This is a genomic window from Pseudoalteromonas sp. HL-AS1 (assembly GCF_031198785.1).
Classification (GTDB): domain Bacteria; phylum Pseudomonadota; class Gammaproteobacteria; order Enterobacterales; family Alteromonadaceae; genus Pseudoalteromonas; species Pseudoalteromonas distincta.
The window spans coordinates 643,320-662,789 of sequence record NZ_CP133570.1 but is presented as its reverse complement, the minus strand read 5'-3'; the positions used below and the strand labels follow the sequence as shown (position 1 = coordinate 662,789).

Here is a 19,470-nt window from a genome sequence, read left to right as displayed (position 1 = left end):
AATTTGAATTTTAAATTTAATAATAGTAATGATTTGTTTACAGCAATAAATGAATAAAATGTCAAAAAACCATTAGAACAATAATAGTTAGAGTACTAATAGTATTATTTTGATACAAAAGTGCACTAAACCTGCAATTGCTTAGTGCTCTAATAAATTTATATGGAGAGTAAACTTTGTGGTTTTATCGTTTTAAAGCGCTTGGTATTGAAAGGTCAGGCATTATTAATAACGCCTTTAAAAAGTAGGGGGTAACGTCTTAGTCTATTGCCAATGTAGTCATCAGCTAAAATTTGCTGGCAAATGAAATCAATATCTTTGCTTGCTTCAAAAACCCAATCAAAGCGCTCTATAGCCAGTAAAAAACCACGCTTTAAATGAGTTTGAGAACGGTATTGTTCTAGGTTGTCTTGAATAATAGAGACTTTACTTGGATTAGCTTTAAGCTCTTCTACTACTTGATTAATAAAAGTAGTATTGAGCTTACTGGTCGGGCGGTGTCTTAGTTTTCGTGGGTGCATTAGCTCTCGTTTGCAATGTTATATAATTTTTTCAAAAAGTCGTCTTTATGCTTTTCATGTTCGTAGTCAAGGTGGTAAGTATTATGAAAACCAAAGCGCAGTTCTACACCGCTACCTTGTAGATATACGGTGTAACCGTCTACGTCTGAATATGCAGTAACTCCCTGATAATGTTTGCCTTCATCAGTCATTTCACCTTTTTGAATTATGCGTTCATATACGGCTAAAATCTGTTTATTGTCGATTTCGTTTTTCATGTTTTATACCTTTTATTAAAAAGCTAATACGATATAGATATGAGGGTCGATCATCTTAAAAACAATAGCTAAAAAAATGTGATATTGCTTTGTAATTTGGCCTTTTTAAATTATGCTCAAAATTCATTTATTGTTGAGCTTACACCATGATAGACAAGGCGTTACTACTAAAAACTCGTGAGTTATCGGATCAATTAATTGCATTGCAAACGCCTATTAGGATACTCGATGCTATTAATTGGGATAAACAAACTAAAGAGGAGTTTTTTAGACAAAAATGTCAAAAAAATCCACTGATCGATCGTGCATACTATCAACAGCGCGATCTTGGTTTTGTACCTAGCGAGTTACGCCAAGCGTTTTCTACTTTGCACCGTAACATTATTAACCAATTGGGGCAGTTAAATCCCATAGCTCAATACATGGGAAAAATGTGCACAGAGTATAAAACAGTATTAAGTATGCTTGAGTATCGTGGCACACCAGAGTTTCATGACTTATCGGTGGAGTTATTTGGTCACCCTAAAGATTTATTTCATGCCGGTGAGCCCTCACTTTCTGAGCTAGCTAATATGCTAGATAAACCGCTGCAAAATTTACTTATAGCCGACATACTGCCTGACGACCCTAAAAATATTGATGCTGTTGATGCAGTGCGTATTTTGTCTGAGCAAGTAACCGCTAGTATGGCAGGTATAAATGTAGAGGTAATGCTTAGCGATGGTATTGTTAGTGATGCAGCCGCAGGTGCTAATAATATAAAGCTTAATCAAGATGTTAAGTTTTCTCAGCGTGAACTTGATATTTTAGAAGTTCACGAAGGGTGGATACACGTAGGTACCACTCAAAATGGTTTAGCTCAGCCTTATTTAACGTGTTTGAGTAAAGGTACGCCAAGCTCCACTATTACCCAAGAAGGTTTAGCGGTACTAACCGAAATTATTACTTTAAAATCAACCCCAAGGCGTTTATCTAAATTAGTGAATCGTATTCAAGCCGTTACAAAGGTAATAGATGGCGCTGAGTTTGTAGACATTTACCGTGATTACGTAGCGCAAGGTTTATCAAAAGATGACAGCTACACACTTGCGCAGCGTGTATTTAGAGGCAGTACGCCAACAGGCTTGCCTTTTACAAAAGATATTGCCTACATTAAAGGCTTTGTACTGGTTTATAACTTAATACGCGTTGCAATACAGCTTGGTCGAATAGATAGACTTCCTTTATTACTGGTAGGTAAAATATCGATAGATGATTTTAGATTAATATCGCAGCTTCATGATTTAGGCGTAATAGAGAGCCCACAATTTGTGCCACCACACTTTAAAGACTTACGCGGTTTGGCAACTTGGTTGAGCTTCGGACGTTTTATTGGTGACTTGTCGTTTGAAAAGTTAGAAAACGATTATAAACCGTTATTTTTATAATCAATCAATATAACTTACCAACATAAAAAAAGCCCGTAACGGGCTTTTAAATTAAAGTACTTTAAATGTAATTATCGCGCGTTAGTGCTTTCAAATATTTTGTCAGCTGAGGCTGCAACAAAACCAGTATAAAGCTCGCCGTCTGCTTTAGGGTAACGAATAGCAAACTCATAAAAGCAGCTAGGAATGCTCATATCACCGTCACTAAAGGTAACAGAGTATTCATCAGCAAGTGTTGACGATTGCTCTAGTAACACCTCTGGTGAGCCTTTAACTTCGCCGCCTGACGTATTAAGCGAAAAGCCGGCGTCTTTTAGGGCTTGGTTAACATCATGAATGTTATCAAACTTAGCAAGCATATTAATATTTACGGTAAAGTGATTGGCACGGTAACCCCACGCCGACATCCACGCTGCATATTCGCTTTCAGCTAGCAGTTGTTTGTAAGTATCGGTGCTTACTTGCCAATGCGTGCCTGAATATAAAAAGTTGTCTGCTGTAACTGCACTTTCGTCAATTTGACTTACCATATCTGTCACGATGGCTTGTAACTCTGGCGAGCATTTTTCTACTAATAGTTCAGAGATAAATACTTTTGGCTGATTAGGATCGCTATGCTCATAGTGTTTTGCGTAAAGTTTTTTAGCTTCAAAGTGGTACTCACCACATTCTTTGTAACCAATTGCTAAAAAGTGAGCGGCGAGCTTTTCAAGACTCACTTTTTCTATATTAAATGTACGCAGCGCAATATGATCGTTAATGATGTCATCTTTTTGCGTTGAACCTAAAAGGTCATGAATTTTATCTGCCGATGGAGTTACGTTTAAATAGTTTTCCCAAAGGTTCTCAAATAATGTATTTACATCAGTATGCATGTTAAGTCCTTAAATCTAAAATTTGGTTTTATTGCTTATTCAATTACTAAGCCCGGCGCTAGGGTTTGCGGTAAGCTCACTTTATCTGACTCCACAGATGCTACAGGGTATGCGCAATAATCGGCGGCGTAATATGCACTTGCTCTGTGATTTCCACTGGCGCCAATGCCGCCAAATGGAGCTGCACTAGAGGCACCTGTAATAGGGCGGTTCCAGTTAACAATACCGGCACGAATGCGCTTTAAAAAGTGAGTGTAGTCATCTTCACTGTCGCTAAGTAAACCTGCAGATAAACCAAAGCTTGTGTTGTTAGCTTCAATGATTGCGCTGTCAAAGTCGGTGTAACGATACACTTTAATTAGCGGTCCAAAATGCTCTTCATCTGGCATGTCGGTAATGCTTGTTACATCAATAATGCCCGGGCTTACAAAACCTGTGGCTGGTTTTAATTGCTTAAGTTCAACAAGGATTTGCGCGCCTTTTGACACTAATTCACTTTGCGCAGCAACCATACCCAGTGCTGCTTTTTCGCTTATCATTGCACCCATAAAAGGCTGCTCTGTAGCAAAGCTGTCGTCTACAACTATTTTTTTAGTTGCGCTTATTAGCTTTTCTAAAATAGCATCGCCATTGAGCGACTTTTCAATAAATAAGCGACGTGCACACGTACAACGTTGACCTGAGGTAATAAAGCCTGATTGAATAATATCGTGTACAGCGGCGCTTATATCGCTCACATCTTTTACAATAAGAGGATTATTGCCGCCCATTTCAAGTGCTAAAATTTTGCCAGGGTGTCCTGCAAACTGTTTATGTAATAAGTGACCTGTGTTTGAACTACCGGTAAAAAACAAGCCATCTATATCTTTATGAGATGCAAGTGCTTTACCTGTTTCAATTTCACCTTGCACAAGGTTGATAACACCCGCTGGCAAACCTGCTTTTAACCAAAGTGAGAGGGTAAATTCTGCAACGTGCGGCGTCAATTCTGATGGCTTAAATACAACAGTATTACCGGCTAAAATTGCAGGAACAATATGCCCGTTTGGTAAATGCCCCGGAAAGTTATACGGGCCAAAAATAGCCACAACGCCATGCGGTTTGTGTCTAATAAATGCTTTAGCACCGGGCATTGGGTTTTCGGTTGTACCAGTACGCTCATGGTACGCTTTTACAGATATAGCTACTTTGCCTGTCATTGCGCCCACTTCGGTGCGGGTTTCCCATAATGGCTTACCCGTTTCGCGTGCAATAATAGTAGCAAATTCTTCGCTGTGTTCTTTTAATTGTGCTGCGAAGTTTTCTAAAATGGCGATACGCTCTTCAAGCGGTTTGTCTGCCCATTGTAATTGCGCAGCTCTGGCTGCTTTTATAGCAGAACCTACTTGAACAGCGTTTGCGCCATTACCTTGCCATACTACATCGCCATTACTTGGATTGATTGACTCAAATGCTGGACCAAGTCCCACATGCCACTGATTATTAATTAGGTGTGTATTCATAAATTATTTACAGGCGGAAAAATCGCGCTGCATCTCCTTGGCTTAAATTAAGCGCCTTAGCTACATCTTGGCTAATGACGAGGGTATGTTTTGCATGATTGTAATGTGCGTCTTTGGTAAATGTTGCTCTAAAGCCACTTACGCCTTGATTACATACAGCCAGCGTATCAGAGCTATTTTGTGATATGTGATCAAGCTCACCAATAGTAATAGGGCAAACTTGAGAGTCGCGAATGCTGCGAATATTACCAAGCTTTGCTTCAACTGTTGGGCCTGCATCAAATAAGTCAACGTAGCCTCTGTGCTCAAAACCTTCTTTTTCTAATAATTTTAGCGCAGGTTTTGTTTTTTCATGCACATGCCCAATAACTGCTTGGGCCTTTTTGCTAAGCAAGTTCACATAAATAGGGTATTTAGGCATTAACTCGCTAATAAATACCTTATCGCCTAAGCCAACTAAGTGATCCGCTTCTGGAAATTCGATACTAAAAAAATGCTCTTGCAGCCATTGCCAAAAAGGAGAATGACCGTCTTCGTCGCTAACACCGCGCATTTCTGCGATAACAGTATCGGCAAAACGCTCGCTGTGCTGAGCCATAAACAAAAAGCGTGAACGAGATAAAAATCGACCCGTTAGGCCTTTACGGCTATTTTCGCGCAAAAATAATGTACATATTTCTGAGCAACCAGTGTAGTCGTTACACATGCTTAAAATATCAACGGTGTTATATACATTTAAAGTAGGCGAGTGGTGTACTGTTTTACCCAAATGATAATGATATAAAGGCACCGATAAACCTACCGCGGCTTCTATAGCGGTTGTGCCAATAACGTCACCTGTTTCACTGTCTTCTAAAACAAATAAATAGCTTTCATCAAGTGGCTGGTTAATGTTTTTGGCAAAGCTTTTTTCAGCACGATCAATTTTTTCTTTAAGCTGTGTATCGTCCACAGGTAAAGAGGTAAACCCATGACCGGATTCAATCGCTATTTGTTTAAGCGCGTCAAAATCATTGGCAGTAATAGGACGTAATACTTGCATTTATTGCTTGCTCCAATAGCACGCCAGTAGGCGTGCTAATTTAAACTATATTAACCGTTTACTACGTCGCTAACGGCTTTTTCAAAGCGCGCTAAGCCTTCTTTAATATCTTCAAACGGAATAATTAAAGACGGTGTAAAACGAATTACATTCATACCCGCTACAAGATTCATCAAACCATTATTAGCACTGGCTACTAAAAAGTCGCGTGCGCGGCCTTCAAATTTGTCATTTAGTACTGCGCCAATTAATAAGCCTTTACCACGTACTTCGCTAAATACGTTGTATTTTTCGTTAATTGCGTTTAATCCGTCACGGAATAATTGCTCGCGCTTTTTAACACCGTTTAGTACGTCTGGTGTATTTACTGTATCAAATGCCGCTTCGGCCACAGCACAAGCAAGTGCGTTTCCGCCATAAGTAGAACCGTGAGTACCAATTTTTAAATGCTCAGCAATAGGTGTACGAGTGATCATAGCGCCAATAGGAAAACCACCACCCAATGCTTTTGCCGTTGTTAAAATGTCAGGAACAACCCCTAAACCTTCATAAGCGTATAAATCGCCTGTGCGACCAACACCTGTTTGTACTTCATCAAAAATAAGTAACGCATTATGTTTAGTACAAAGTTCACGTACTTTTTTAGCAAATTCATCTGTTGGTGAAATAATACCGCCTTCACCTTGTAATGGTTCCATCATAACAGCACATGTTTTATCGCTGATCAGCGCTTCAAATGCCGCTATATCGTTAAAATCACAATGTACTATGTCAGCTGGTTTTGGACCAAAGCCATCTGAATAAGCCGCTTGCCCGCCCACAGTTACTGTAAAGAATGTGCGACCATGGAAACCTTTATTAAATGCAATAATTTGCGTTTTTTCAGCGCTATATACGTCCAATGCATAACGACGAGCTAATTTAAGCGCGGCTTCGTTTGCTTCTGCGCCTGAGTTTGCAAAGTAAACTTTATCAGCAAATGTTGCTTCAACCATTTTTTGAGCTAAACGAAGTGCTGGCTCATTGGTCATAACATTTGATAAATGCCAAATTTTTTCGCCTTGCTCTTTTAATGCTTTAACTAATGCAGGATGACAGTGACCCAAACAGTTAACGGCAATACCACCGGCAAAATCAATGAACTCATTGTTATTTTGATCCCAAACGCGTGAACCTTCACCACGAACTGGGATAATTGCTGATGGGTTATAGTTTGGTACCATTACGTCGTTAAATAAGTCTCTTGTTACTTGCATTTTTACACCTAAATTTAATGGGCTTAGATAAAAGATTAGTTGCTAACTCAAAGAAGAATATAGCCTTTATTCTTCAGCAAACACGTTATTATTTCTGTTAGGTGCCATTATCGAAGGTTGGCAGTGAAAATTGCAGTGCTATTTTGTGAAAAATGATTAAAATAAAAGTCAAAATAACGAAGAAAATTACCATTATGATAACTCCACAAGATGAAAAGCTACTTTCTGTACTAAAAACAAATGCAAGAGCGAGTATTTCTGATCTTGCACGAATGCTTGACTTGTCTCGTTCAACAGTACAGAGCCGAATGCTCAAATTAGAAGAAACCGGTGTGATTAAAGGTTACAGCGTTGATTACGGTGACGACTACCTTAGTAAAATGGTATCAGCTCATGTGTCTATAAAAGTAAGACAAAAATTAACAACTAAAACAAACATTGAGCTTAAGCAAATTGATGCTATTTCACAGCTATATGCCATAAGTGGTGAGTTTGATTTAATTGCTGTGGTACAGGCTCAAAATTTAGAACAGCTTAGTCATTTGTTGGACGATATAGGAAATCTTGATGGGGTGGAGCGCACAACATCTTCTGTTATTTTAGAAACTAAATTTAAGCGCTAGAGCTAAGGGATCCCCAAAAATAATTATTAAATTTCAATCACATCACTCACATCCATATTTTTCCAATCGAGTTGCACTACCACCTGTACGAAATAGGCTAGCCCTTCCAAGTAATCTCGCCGCCGCAGCTTAATGGACTGTTTTTTGAAGTATCGCAACCCAACAAATGCCCATGACACTACTCGCCTGTTTTTGCTTGAGTTAGCTTGAAAAGCCCCTGTCTTTCCTGCTTTGTCTATCACAGCACCCAGCATCATTGAGAACCAATGAGCCAATGTTGCGAGCAGTAAAAGTATGTCTAATCGATAGAGTTTGTTCGTTCTGTGCAGATCTGAGCCTAAGCCGAACCTAACACTTTTTTGGTCTCGAAACCCTGCCTCTATCTGCATTCTCATTCCATATAGCTTGAGCACCTTTTCGAGAAAGTGGTGTCTTTTTGGAAGAGAAGAAACGAGTAGCCAAGGCTCCTTATAACCGCGTTTTTTATCTCTTTTTAATAACTTATGTCCCTTGCCAACCTACACTGCATGAGTTTGATATTTTGCACTTTTGGTCAGCTCGGTCGCGCCAAGATACTGGCTCTTACGCTGATTGTTCTTGAATAGTGACTGGCATGGAATAAACTCATCGCTGTCCTGCGTTTTCAAATGTGCCGTACCACGAACCCGACTAATATAATGCCAGCCATTGTTCCGCACGGCTTTGAGCCAGGGGACTTTAAAGCCCGCATCCGTCACAATCACGGGGCGGCAATCACTCGGCAAGATCAGTTTGAGCATCTTTAAAAACCGTTTTTGCACTTTTGGGCAATGATATTGAAAGCTGAATGCACTTTCCTGATACAGGGTTAAAGAGCGACCTTCACTGACAATGCTGGCACGCAGAATACAGTATTTGGTTTGTGTATCAGCATGGCTCCAATCGACCAAAATGACGGGATGCTTTTCAGTGACCACAAAACGGCTTAAGCGAACATAAACCGATATCGATTCACGCAAAAGCTCATTGTTACTGAGTAGTCGGTCAATACGTTTAATATCATGTTTTTCAGTTGTTTTTGAATCCAAATTGCGGCCGATAGACGTCAAGGTGCATTGCTGACAGTGCAAAAGAGATTTAACGGCAGCGACTAGAGTATTAAATCTGGCTTTATGAATAGAGTTAGGGGTGACAGCGCGGAGCATATTGTGCAAAATAGTAGACGCATTCATGGTGTTTAGTTCTGTTGTTTTTAAGCGATTCATAAGATCACAAAACACCATGAATGTTCCCTCACTACCCACATTTTTTAATACTGTTAGTTCATTGATATGTAAAGGCTAATTCTGGGGATACTTTAGGTTACATATGATGCATCAACACATCATTTTCAAGTACAGCTAAGTTTTCCTGTTTTAGATGATAATAATAGTCATATTGGAGTGTTGATTTTAGGTGTTGATGTAGAAAAAGCACTCCATTCGTCAAACGAAAAGAGTAACTAACTCGATACCTTTCATAAGTTAGCTAAGCTTTAGAACTTTAGCTTAGCTAACATTATATTATGGATGTATTTTTTCTGAGGTCGGCTTTTTTCTTATAATTTCTTTTTTGGCTTCATCAAGCTTTATAAAATAAGCATTACCGCCAATACCTTTAAACTCTTCATCTGTAAATACAATAGTATTGTCATCAAAAAAAGTGATAGCTTCTTTTTGAGTCACTATTCCTAAGTCAATTTTTGATACATCGCCAGAAAAAAACTTATCACCCTCAAAATTTTCGAATAACCAAATACTGGTTGAATCAAGTAATATCAGCTTTTTACGATCAGGGCTTAAAGCAGCCGATGTTATCCAGCATAGCTTTTCTAAAGTGGTACATGTTTTAAATGAGTCTATTAACTCTGCTTTAAAATTAGCGGCATGATCGCCCACTTTATAAACCTTAGTAATACCATCAAATGGTTCTGTGCGGTTTTTAGTAAATAAATATAAGTGACGTCCTAGAGCTACAAATGCCTCTAAATCAAAATTACGGTTATTAGGCTTTATAGGAGTGCCATCCATTTCGGGGTAGGTAAACTTAATTATTTCTGCTTGAGTCGTATCTGTTTTTATATCTATCGGGTTTTCTATTTTATAAATAGTGAGCCATCTACGATCGTTTTTGTTATTACCAAAATCGCCTAAAAAGAAGTGCCCAAATTTGTTTTGGGTCATGTCTTCCCAATCAATGTTTTTAGCGTTTTCAACTAAAATTTCTTTAGCAATAGAACCGTCTTTATTGAGTCTATATAGCTTTGGTTCATTGCCTCCGTCGTTAATAGCCCATAAACGTTGCTGTTTATCAAATTCTATTCCTGATATTTCTTTTAATTTAGGATCAACTGAGATTTCTTTTTTACTGTATAGGGTATAAATTGAGGTACCAATAAATGCAGCTACAACTAAAAAAATGATGGTGGTAGTTATTAAAATGGTTTTTTTCAACATGAAATTAATGATATTTCAGAGTATTAGAATGATGTGTATTATCCATGATGAAGTAATATAAAAAAAGTAATTTAGGATTTTAAATTTTCTTCGGATATTTGCAGCTATAAATATTTATATATTGAACTAATGAGGTTTTTAATAGTTTGTTGGTTTGAATATTGCTCTGTATGTTAAGTATCATTTAAAGCGTATTGTATATAAGGTTAATGCACCTTTTTGGTGTAATTGAAATATTATTTGCACTGTAATAAAGCGTAAATAAAGTTTTGTTTAACTAATAACACGTTTAATGATTTTTAGATGGTTACCACATCGCCTTTTTGTTTAGTTGTATGGCCTGTGGCAAAGATTAAGTACCCTTTTTGGTTTAGTTGGAGCCTGCTATGTTGAATAAACGTTTTTTTAAAACAAAAGATGAAGCTGAAGTTACTTTTGAATTTTCTCATCCAGAGGCAGAAGAAGTTTGCTTATTAGGTGAATTTAATGATTGGCAACCAGTGCCAATGAAGCTTTATAAAAAACAAGGTGTGTTTAAATTTAAGCAACGCTTACCTATCGATCAACAATTTCACTTTCGTTATCTGATTAATGGAGACATTTGGGATAACGACCATCAAGCTGACGGTTATATCGGCAATACTTTTGGCACAGAAAACAGCATAGTAAATACTCAACGCACTAATTAAGGCGATTCAATGGATGCTCTTTCGCAGTTGTTTTACCTGCATGGTATTGGCTTTGAATTCACTAAGTATACAGGTGAACAGGTGTTTTTTAGCGAAGAAACGCGTAAACGTGCTTTGCAATGTTGTGGTGTTGATACAAATAATGAAGCAGGAATAGCTCAACTAACTTATGATTTAGATGCATCGCTTTGGCTGGATTTAGTACCTAGTGTGAGTTTAGTTGAGCAAAGTACATGTTTGTTAAAGCTTCGTATAGATGAACGTCAGCAATATTTAGCCGCTAATATTGATGTCCCTTCACTTGGAATGCACATAGCATTTGATAATCTTTATAACTTGGCCGTCACTGGTGAATATTACTTGCATGGCGTTCGCTATATTGAGCTGGCACTACCCATTGATAATATGCCAATTGGCTATCATGACGCTAATGTTCAGGTAGGTGAGCAACACGCTATTACACAAATTTGGTGCGTGCCTGAGCAAGTCTATCAAGTGGAAGACACAAAGCGCACGGGATTATCTATTCAGCTTTACACATTAAAAAATAGAGCGAATTTGGGTATTGGCGACTTTGACGATTTATTAGCGCTTACAAAACTATGCAGCTCCCAAAACATGGATTACATATTACTTAATCCACTGCATTTGCTATTCGCTGATATGCCAGAGCGAGCCAGTCCTTATAGCCCTAATAGTCGCGCTTTATTAAATCCTCTTTATATTTCCATCGTACTAAGCGAAGACGCAATAAATAACGAAAACCTTGACGCCATTATGCAGCAAGATGATGTCGCTGCACTTATTAAAAGTAATGATCAGTTTATAGATTATGAAAATGTAAGTCGTATAAAGTATACGTTATTTGAAGCGCTTTATAATCAGTTTGAATTAACGGCAAATGATGAGCGTCGCCAAGCGTTTACTGATTTTTGTAATACTCATTCTACTACGTTAAATACCCTCGAATCAGATAACCTAACATTTGCTTATTACCTGCAATGGCAAGCGCATATGCAACTGGCACTGTGTCAAAAAAGTTGCGCAGAGAGAGGCATGGCTATTGGCTTAATAAACGACTTAGCTGTTGGTTGTGCTGGCGATGGGGCTGAATTTAAAAATCAACAATCGTTGTTTAGCCAAGGTGCAAGTGTAGGCGCTCCACCCGATCCATGGGCTGAAGCAGGTCAAAATTGGGGCCTCCCATCCCTCAATCCCCAAAGCCTTAGTAATAATCACTACCAATTTTATCGCTCGCTCATTCGCGCAAACATGCAAAACGTAGGTGGGCTTCGAATTGACCACGTAATGGCTATTAGGCGCCTATGGTGGTGCTTTGAAAGCAATGGCGAACAAGACGGCTGTTATGTTTATTATCCGTTTGAGCATTTACTTGCCATTTTAAAAATTGAATCGCATATTAATCAGAGTATTGTTATTGGTGAAGATTTAGGCATCGTACCGCCAGAGGTTAGGGAAGCTTTGGCATCTAGCGGTATTTTTTCCAACAGCTTATTTTATTTTGAGAAACAACACAGTGGAGAGTTTTTATCGGTAGATGAGCTAGCAACACATTGTTTGTTAATGATAGCCAATCACGATGTCCCTCCATTTACAGGCTGGTGGCAACATGATGATTTAGATATTAAGCAACAATATAAGCTTATAGCTTGCAATGAATACGAGCAACTAAAGCAACAGCGAATAGAAGAGCAACAAAGGTTACTACGTTTTATTAATCACCATGGCAATACAACTGAGCTTTTATTACATAGTGAAGCAGTGACTGTTTATAGCGCACTTGCATTGTGTTTAGCAGGCTCTCAATCGCGTTTATTTGCAATACAAATAGATGACTTAGATGAGCAGAAGTATCCGGTCAATATCCCCGGAACAGATAAAGAATATCCTAATTGGCGACGTGTATTAACGCATACCAGTGAAGAAATTTTTACCAAAAATGCCTCACTTTTAGCTGCTATCGATTCAATAAGGAAAGGTTAAATGAGCAGTACAACTAATGAAAATAGTTACGATGCACAAGTACACGCATTAAATACAGGGCGATTTAAAGACCCATTTAGCTTCTTAGGGGCACATAAAACGGATGCTGAGGTTGAAGTTCGTTTTTATCTACCTTGTGCAATAAGCGTAAGTGTTACATTAAATAATAAAACTATTAAGGCGCAGCGCTACCAGCAAAGTGACTTATTTATAGCCAAAGTTGATGCTTTGCCCACTGCGCCATATGAATGCATTGCTCAGTACACAGATAGCAGCGTTACCTTTTATGATGAATACAGCTTTGAAAGCACACTTGATGCAGAGGCAATGTATTTATTTAACGAAGGCAGCCTTGAACATGCTTACTCGCATTTTGGTGCACATTTTAGTACTCAACAAAACGTAGACGGTGTGCGTTTTTGTGTATGGGCGCCTAATGCGGCAAGTGTCTCTATTATTGGTGAGTTTAACTTTTGGCAAGCGAATCGCCACTTTATGCGCTTTCATCCTGCAAGTGGTGTATGGGAGTTATTTGTACCAGGCCTTAAAGCTGACATGTGCTACAAATTTGCAATTACCGCGCAAAGTGGAGAGGTGCTCGAAAAAGCCGACCCCTATGCATTTAAAATGCAACAAGCACCTGGCACTGCAAGTGTACTGCAGTATAAACCAGAACCTATAAAGCTTGGCGAGCAGGCACTTCAAAACAGACAAAAGCGTAACCATATTGATGCACCAATTAGTATTTACGAAGTGCACTTAGGCTCATGGCAACGCGCCGAAAACAACCGTTATTTAAGTTACACAGAGCTTGCCGACAAACTCGTTAGCTACGCTCTTGAAATGAATTTTACTCACCTGCAACTTATGCCAATAAGTGAATACCCGTTTGATGGTTCGTGGGGGTATCAGCCTGTTGGATTATTTGCACCTACCAGCCGCTTTGGCGACTACAACAGCTTTAAATACTTTGTAGAGCAGTGCCACAAAGCTAATTTAGGTATTTTGCTTGATTGGGTACCAGGGCATTTTCCCAGCGATCCGCATGGCTTACATCGATTTGATGGCACCCATTTATATGAGCATGCTGATAAGCGCCAAGGGTTTCATCCTGATTGGAATACCTACATTTATAACTACGACCGTCCTGAAGTTAAAAGCTTTTTAATATCAAATGCTATGTATTGGCTACATCAATTTGGTTTAGATGGCCTGCGTGTAGATGCCGTAGCTTCTATGTTGTATTTAGATTACAGCCGAAAAGAAGGCGAGTGGGTTGCTAATTGTTACGGCGGACGTGAAAACTTAGGTGCAATTGAGTGCCTAAAACAAGTCAATATGCGCAGCTATAAAAACAACCCAGGCATTATGATGGTGGCTGAGGAGTCAACAGCATGGCCGGGTGTCACCCAAAGTGTTGAGCACAACGGTTTAGGCTTTGGTTATAAGTGGAACATGGGTTGGATGAACGATAGTTTGCATTACATGCAGCACGACCCACTTTATCGTCAGCATCATCATCACGAAATGACTTTTTCGATGGTATACGCGTTTAGCGAAAACTATATATTGCCATTAAGCCACGATGAAGTAGTACACGGTAAAGGATCGTTAATTGAAAAAATGCCAGGCGATGATTGGCAAAAATTTGCAAATTTACGCGCTTATTACGCATTTATGTGGGCACACCCGGGTAAAAAACTCTTATTTATGGGCGGTGAAATTGCACAGCGAAAAGAGTGGGGGCACGATCATTCTATCGATTGGCATTTACTTGAGCACCAAAGCCATAATGGTATAAAGCAAACGGTAAAAACACTAAATACGGTTTATAAAAACCAACCTGCGTTGTATGAGCTAGATTCGAGCGCGGCTGGTTTTACCTGGATAGATAACAATAACAATCAGCAGAGCATTTTGAGCTTTGTTCGCTATGCTAAAAACGCAAAAAACTTTGTGGTTGTTATTGCTAATTTTACCCCCGCGTCCTATGAAAACTACGTTATTGGCGTACCGAGTAAAGGGCGTTACAAGGTCATTTTAAATACAGATGATACTCAGTTTTTTGGCTCTGGCGTTGAGGTAACTAAAGATTCATCGCAGATAGTTCAGGCAATAAACGAATCAAATCATGGTTTTAAACACAGTATTTCAATTGCCATTGGTGGCTTAACTACTATTTATTTACAAAAGGTTGATGATGAGTAACCGATTTGATGTAGCACCCGGTAATGTAGAACCACTTGGCTCTAGTGTTATTGATAATGGGGTCAACTTCGCGCTTTATGCGCCTGGGGCAAGCCAAGCTTATGTATGCCTGTTTGATAAAAGTGGCCATTCAGAAATACTAAAAATGGCGATGAACATCAACGAAGGGGGTATTTGGAGTATTCATATTTCGCCATTAAACGCCGGTGCGCTTTATGGTTTTAGAGTTGAGGGTGAATATAACCCTAAAAATGGTCAACTGTTTAACGAAAATAAGCTGCTGATAGACCCATATGCAAAAGACTTGTTTGGCGAGTTTACTTGGAGTGAACGCCACTACGGGCAAATGCCAATCGGTACTAAAAGCACTGTAAATAATGCGATTGATATACCTAAATCAAAAGTAGCGGCTCCTACGTTGTATACGCATAAAAAGCCTAACCACCGTTGGTCAAACACGGTTATTTATGAGTGCCATGTGAAAGGTACAACGTGTCGTCATCCTAAAATACCTAAACCTCTACAAGGAAAGTTTTTAGGGTTAAGCCACCCAAGCTTTATTGAACACTTACAAAGCTTTGGTGTTACAGCCGTTGAACTTTTGCCTGTTCATTCTTTTATTAGTGAGCAATTTTTAACAGGGAAAGGTTTGCAAAACTACTGGGGTTACAACACGCTTAACTTTTTTACGCCCCATAAAGACTATTTGGTAAACGACGATATAAACGAGTTTAAGCAAATGGTGCAAGAGTTCCATGCTGCAGACATAGAAGTCATACTAGATGTTGTTTACAACCATACAGCTGAAGCAGGGGCGGATGGCCCTATACTATCGCTTAGAGGCTTTGATAACTTAGCCTATTACCGCACAGTAGATGGCCAGCCTGACGTATATATAAACGATACCGGCTGTGGTAATACCATAAATATTGACCACCCTAAAACACTGCAACTTGTACTTGATAGCCTTCGTTATTGGGTTGAAGTAATGGGAGTTGATGGTTTTAGGTTTGATTTAGCGACCATTTTAGGCCGCTCAAAAGCAGGCTTTAGCTCCGCACATACTTTTTTACAAGTAGTTGCCCAAGACCCTGTGCTTAACAAAGTTAAGTTAATAAGTGAGCCTTGGGATATAGGCCCAGGTGGTTATCAGCTTGGTGCATTTCCGCCGCCATGGCGAGAATGGAACGATCAATACCGCGATGTAATTAGACGTTTTTGGCAAAGTGAAACAGGCATTATTGCAAGCGTTGCAAAACGTTTGCATGGATCGTTTGATATTTTTGAGCACAGCCAACGTGGGCCGCTCAATAGTATCAATTTTATAACGAGTCATGATGGTTTTACCCTTGCTGATTTAGTGAGTTATGAGCATAAACATAACGAAGCTAACGGCGAGCAAAATCGAGATGGGCACAGTGCAAATCATTCGTTTAACTGTGGGGTAGAAGGTTTTACCAGCGACTCTAAAATAAACGCACTGCGCTTGCAGCAACAAAAGAACTTTTTACTTACTTTAATTCTCTCAAAAGGTGTTCCCATGATTGCCGCTGGCAGCGAAATGGCGCACTCGCAAGGGGGGAATAACAATGCTTATTGCCAAAATAATCGCACTAGTTGGCTTGCCTGGAAAGATTCTCAACTTAATCATTCGCTAACACGATTTATTGATGATGCATTAAAAATTAGACGTGCGCACAGTGCGTTTAAACACAGTGTATTTTTAGATGATATAGACGAGCGTTTTACCGTTAAGTGGTTTACCGAACAAGGTAAAACCATGACTGATGCTCACTGGCATGAAGATACCAGGCAGTTTTTAATGTACAGCTTACTTGATAAGCAAAACAATCATGCATTGCTGATTGTATTTAATGCCAGTGAAAAAACAATTTTTTGTCAAATGCCCCCATCGCCAATTAATGCGCCGTGGCAAATGATTCTATCAAGTGTACATAATGCATCTGTGAGCAGTAATGAAGATGCGATGGTTGAAATTTCAGCACAAAGTAGTTGGGTTTTTAGTGCCAATTTAGAGGATGTTAGTCATGGTTAAACAAAGTGATCAAGTGTGTGTAGTAAAGGGCTGGCAAGAAGGTCCCGTTATTGATGAAAGTACGCTTAAAGATGACTTAACACGGCATTTTTATTATACCCTCGGCCGAGATAAGGTGGGTGAATCGCAGCATTATTTGTATCACGCATTAGCGCTTACTATTCGCGACAGACTTGTGGCCCGCTGCAGAGAAACGAATCAACAAATTAAGCAAGAGAAACGCCGCAAAACGGCTTACCTTTCTCTTGAGTTTTTGATGGGGCGTGCGCTAGGTAATGCTGTTTTAAATCTAGATTTAGATGAACAAGTAAGCTCAGCACTACAAGAGTACTGCACAACAATAGAAACAATTGAAGACGCCGAGCACGACGCTGGCTTAGGAAATGGCGGGCTAGGGCGCCTTGCAGCTTGCTTTTTAGATAGCTGTGCTAGTTTAGCGTTGCCTGTTATTGGCTATGGCCTACGATACGAATACGGCATGTTTAATCAATCGATTAAAGATGGTAACCAAATTGAGCAACCAGATAACTGGCTACGTGAAGGACATCCATGGGAGCTAAGCGCACCAGAGCATGCAAAACGTGTGAAGTTTGGTGGCTATGTGCAAAGTTACACAGATAAATTTGGCAGAGAGCACCGTCAATGGATGGGCTCACAAGATGTATTAGCTGTACCGTACGATGTACCTGTCCCTGGTTATAAAAACAATATCGTAAATACACTACGTCTGTGGAAATCAGAGGCAACAGATGAATTTAATTTAACCGAATTTAATGCGGGCAGTTATTCAGAAGCCGTCGCACAAAAAAATCTAGCCGAACAGATCACTATGGTGCTGTATCCAAATGACAGCAGCGAAAATGGTAAGGAGCTTAGGTTACGCCAACAATACTTTTTATCATCGGCGAGTATTCAAGACGTAGTAGACCAATGGGTTTCCCAACATGGCGAGAGCTTTAGTGACTTTGCTGATTTTCATGTTTTTCAGTTAAACGACACGCATCCAAGTATTGCTGTTGCAGAGCTAATGCGTATTTTAATTGATGATTACGAATTAGATTGGAACGATGCTTGGCAAATCACAACTAAAACAATGGCCTATACAAATCATACGCTACTTCCTGAAGCGCTTGAAAAATGGTCTGTTTCGTTGTTTTCAAAATTATTGCCACGCATTTTAGACATAGTTTACGAGATAAATGCACGCTTTTTAGCACAAGTGGCACAGCAGTGGCCGGGAGATGTTGAAAAGCAACGTGCATTGTCACTGATTGAAGAGGGTGATGAGCCGCAAATTCGTATGGCTTATTTAGCTATTGTAGGTAGTTACTCTGTAAATGGCGTAGCAGCACTTCATACTGAACTGCTAAAAGCGGGATTATTTAAAGAATTTTATGCACTGTGGCCAGATAAGTTTAATAACAAAACAAATGGTGTAACGCCTCGTCGATGGCTTGCGCATTGTAATCCAGTATTAAGTGAATTAATTGGTGAAAAAATTGGCCATGATTGGGTTAAAAACTTCTCAAAAATTAGTGACCTACGTCGTTTTTATGACGACAAGGCATTTCATGAGCAGTGGCAAAATGCTAAACGTGAAAACAAACAGCGTTTAGTTGATTTAGTTAAGGCGCGCTGCGATATCGATTTTGATGTATCAATGATGTTTGACGTACAAGTAAAACGTATCCACGAATACAAACGTCAGCTATTAAACATACTTCATGTGATTCATTTATATGACCGTATTCGCCGTGGGGATACCCAAGGACTTGTTCCTCGTTGTGTTCTATTAGGTGGTAAAGCAGCGCCAGGTTATTACATGGCTAAAAAAATTATTAAGCTTATTAATAACGTGGCAGAGGTTATAAATAAAGACCCTAAAGCTGCGCCATATTTACGCGTCGCATTTTTGCCTAATTACAACGTAACCGCAATGGAAGTTATTTGTCCTGCAACCGATCTCTCAGAGCAAGTATCTACCGCAGGCAAAGAAGCGTCTGGTACTGGCAACATGAAATTTATGATGAATGGTGCATTGACAATAGGCACGCTGGATGGCGCAAACATTGAAATTAGAGATGCTGTTGGCGCTGATAACTTCTTTTTGTTTGGCGCACAAGCGCACGAAATTGACGATATTAAATCACGTTATAATCCAGAGCATTTAATATCGCAAAATAGCGATTTAAAGAATGTGATGCAATTACTCGAGAGCGGGCATTTTAATTTATTTGAGCCATGCTTATTTGACGACATAACAAATGCAATTAAGAGCCCGCACGATCCATGGCTTGTTGCTCACGATTTTGAAAGTTATGTAGCAGCTCAAAAAGAAGTTGATAAAGCTTACGCAGATCAGACCTACTGGACACAAATGAGTATTTTAAATACAGCAGCCAGTGGTATGTTTTCAAGTGACAGAACCATAAGCCAATACAGTGAAGATATTTGGCATTTAGAACCCCTCAATATTAGTGAAACAGACTTAACGACAACTAAAAGCCATGCCACTAACAGCCTAGACTAAATGGAG

General features: G+C 39.3%; 14 protein-coding genes and 1 pseudogene. 7 read left to right on the top strand and 8 right to left on the bottom strand.

Features of this window, described 5'->3' with window-relative positions:
• Positions 1-215: 215 nt before the first annotated feature.
• Positions 216-521: a hypothetical protein gene (locus tag RB214_RS19815; RefSeq protein ID WP_002958617.1), complete on the bottom strand. Its 306-nt coding sequence runs from the start codon at positions 519-521 to the stop codon at positions 216-218.
• Positions 521-778 carry a DUF3081 domain-containing protein gene (locus RB214_RS19810; protein ID WP_002958616.1) on the bottom strand — a complete coding sequence of 86 codons (258 nt, stop codon included), beginning with the start codon at positions 776-778 and terminating at the stop codon, positions 521-523. Before RB214_RS19810 ends, RB214_RS19815 begins: the two co-directional genes overlap by 1 nt.
• A gap of 146 nt (positions 779-924) precedes the next feature.
• On the opposite strand from RB214_RS19810, the gene RB214_RS19805 reads away from it, so the two are divergent.
• Positions 925-2,205 carry a flavohemoglobin expression-modulating QEGLA motif protein gene (locus RB214_RS19805; protein WP_002958615.1) on the top strand — a complete coding sequence of 427 codons (1,281 nt, stop codon included), beginning with the start codon at positions 925-927 and terminating at the stop codon, positions 2,203-2,205.
• A gap of 71 nt (positions 2,206-2,276) precedes the next feature.
• On the opposite strand, the gene RB214_RS19800 is transcribed toward RB214_RS19805, so the two are convergent.
• The 4 genes from RB214_RS19800 to RB214_RS19785 are packed head-to-tail and all read right to left on the bottom strand — an operon-like array spanning position 2,277 to position 6,880.
• Positions 2,277-3,080, bottom strand: a complete 804-nt coding sequence (locus RB214_RS19800; RefSeq protein WP_309169225.1) for a DUF1338 domain-containing protein — start codon at positions 3,078-3,080, stop codon at positions 2,277-2,279.
• A gap of 35 nt (positions 3,081-3,115) precedes the next feature.
• On the bottom strand, positions 3,116-4,582 hold the full coding sequence (gene astD / locus RB214_RS19795; protein WP_309169224.1) for a succinylglutamate-semialdehyde dehydrogenase: 1,467 nt from the start codon (positions 4,580-4,582) through the stop codon (positions 3,116-3,118).
• A 7-nt stretch (positions 4,583-4,589) separates the two neighbouring features.
• Positions 4,590-5,624, bottom strand: a complete 1,035-nt coding sequence (gene astA / locus RB214_RS19790) for an arginine N-succinyltransferase (RefSeq protein ID WP_309169223.1) — start codon at positions 5,622-5,624, stop codon at positions 4,590-4,592.
• A gap of 50 nt (positions 5,625-5,674) precedes the next feature.
• The gene (locus RB214_RS19785; protein WP_002958610.1) at positions 5,675-6,880 is read right to left on the bottom strand and encodes an aspartate aminotransferase family protein; all 1,206 of its coding nucleotides are present in this window, start codon (positions 6,878-6,880) and stop codon (positions 5,675-5,677) included.
• 194 nt (positions 6,881-7,074) lie between these two features.
• On the opposite strand from RB214_RS19785, the gene RB214_RS19780 reads away from it, so the two are divergent.
• On the top strand, positions 7,075-7,503 hold the full coding sequence (locus RB214_RS19780) for an Lrp/AsnC family transcriptional regulator (protein ID WP_002958609.1): 429 nt from the start codon (positions 7,075-7,077) through the stop codon (positions 7,501-7,503).
• A gap of 26 nt (positions 7,504-7,529) precedes the next feature.
• Here the strand turns inward: RB214_RS19780 and RB214_RS19775 are convergent.
• Together RB214_RS19775 and RB214_RS19770 are read right to left on the bottom strand one after the other, a co-directional pair.
• Positions 7,530-8,747 (bottom strand): annotated as a pseudogene (locus RB214_RS19775) (IS4 family transposase).
• Between the two features lie 297 nt (positions 8,748-9,044).
• Positions 9,045-9,977 carry a hypothetical protein gene (locus RB214_RS19770; protein ID WP_309169222.1) on the bottom strand — a complete coding sequence of 311 codons (933 nt, stop codon included), beginning with the start codon at positions 9,975-9,977 and terminating at the stop codon, positions 9,045-9,047.
• 386 nt (positions 9,978-10,363) lie between these two features.
• On the opposite strand from RB214_RS19770, the gene RB214_RS19765 reads away from it, so the two are divergent.
• From RB214_RS19765 to RB214_RS19745, 5 genes are read left to right on the top strand one after another with little or no spacing between them, the layout of a single operon-like run.
• Entirely contained in the window at positions 10,364-10,666 is a 303-nt protein-coding gene (locus RB214_RS19765; protein ID WP_002958606.1) for an isoamylase early set domain-containing protein, read from the top strand.
• A 9-nt stretch (positions 10,667-10,675) separates the two neighbouring features.
• Positions 10,676-12,670: a 4-alpha-glucanotransferase gene (malQ, locus tag RB214_RS19760; protein ID WP_309169221.1), complete on the top strand. Its 1,995-nt coding sequence runs from the start codon at positions 10,676-10,678 to the stop codon at positions 12,668-12,670.
• Positions 12,671-14,878 (top strand): 1,4-alpha-glucan branching protein GlgB, encoded by a 2,208-nt coding sequence (gene glgB, locus RB214_RS19755; RefSeq protein WP_039487610.1) that lies wholly within the window; start codon positions 12,671-12,673, stop codon positions 14,876-14,878.
• A complete protein-coding gene (gene glgX / locus RB214_RS19750; RefSeq protein ID WP_182193805.1) occupies positions 14,871-16,934 on the top strand; it encodes a glycogen debranching protein GlgX in 2,064 nt (687 codons plus the stop codon). Before glgB ends, glgX begins: the two co-directional genes overlap by 8 nt.
• Positions 16,927-19,464, top strand: coding sequence for a glycogen/starch/alpha-glucan phosphorylase (locus RB214_RS19745; protein WP_309169220.1), 2,538 nt, complete (start codon positions 16,927-16,929; stop codon positions 19,462-19,464). Before glgX ends, RB214_RS19745 begins: the two co-directional genes overlap by 8 nt.
• Positions 19,465-19,470 lie beyond the last annotated feature (6 nt).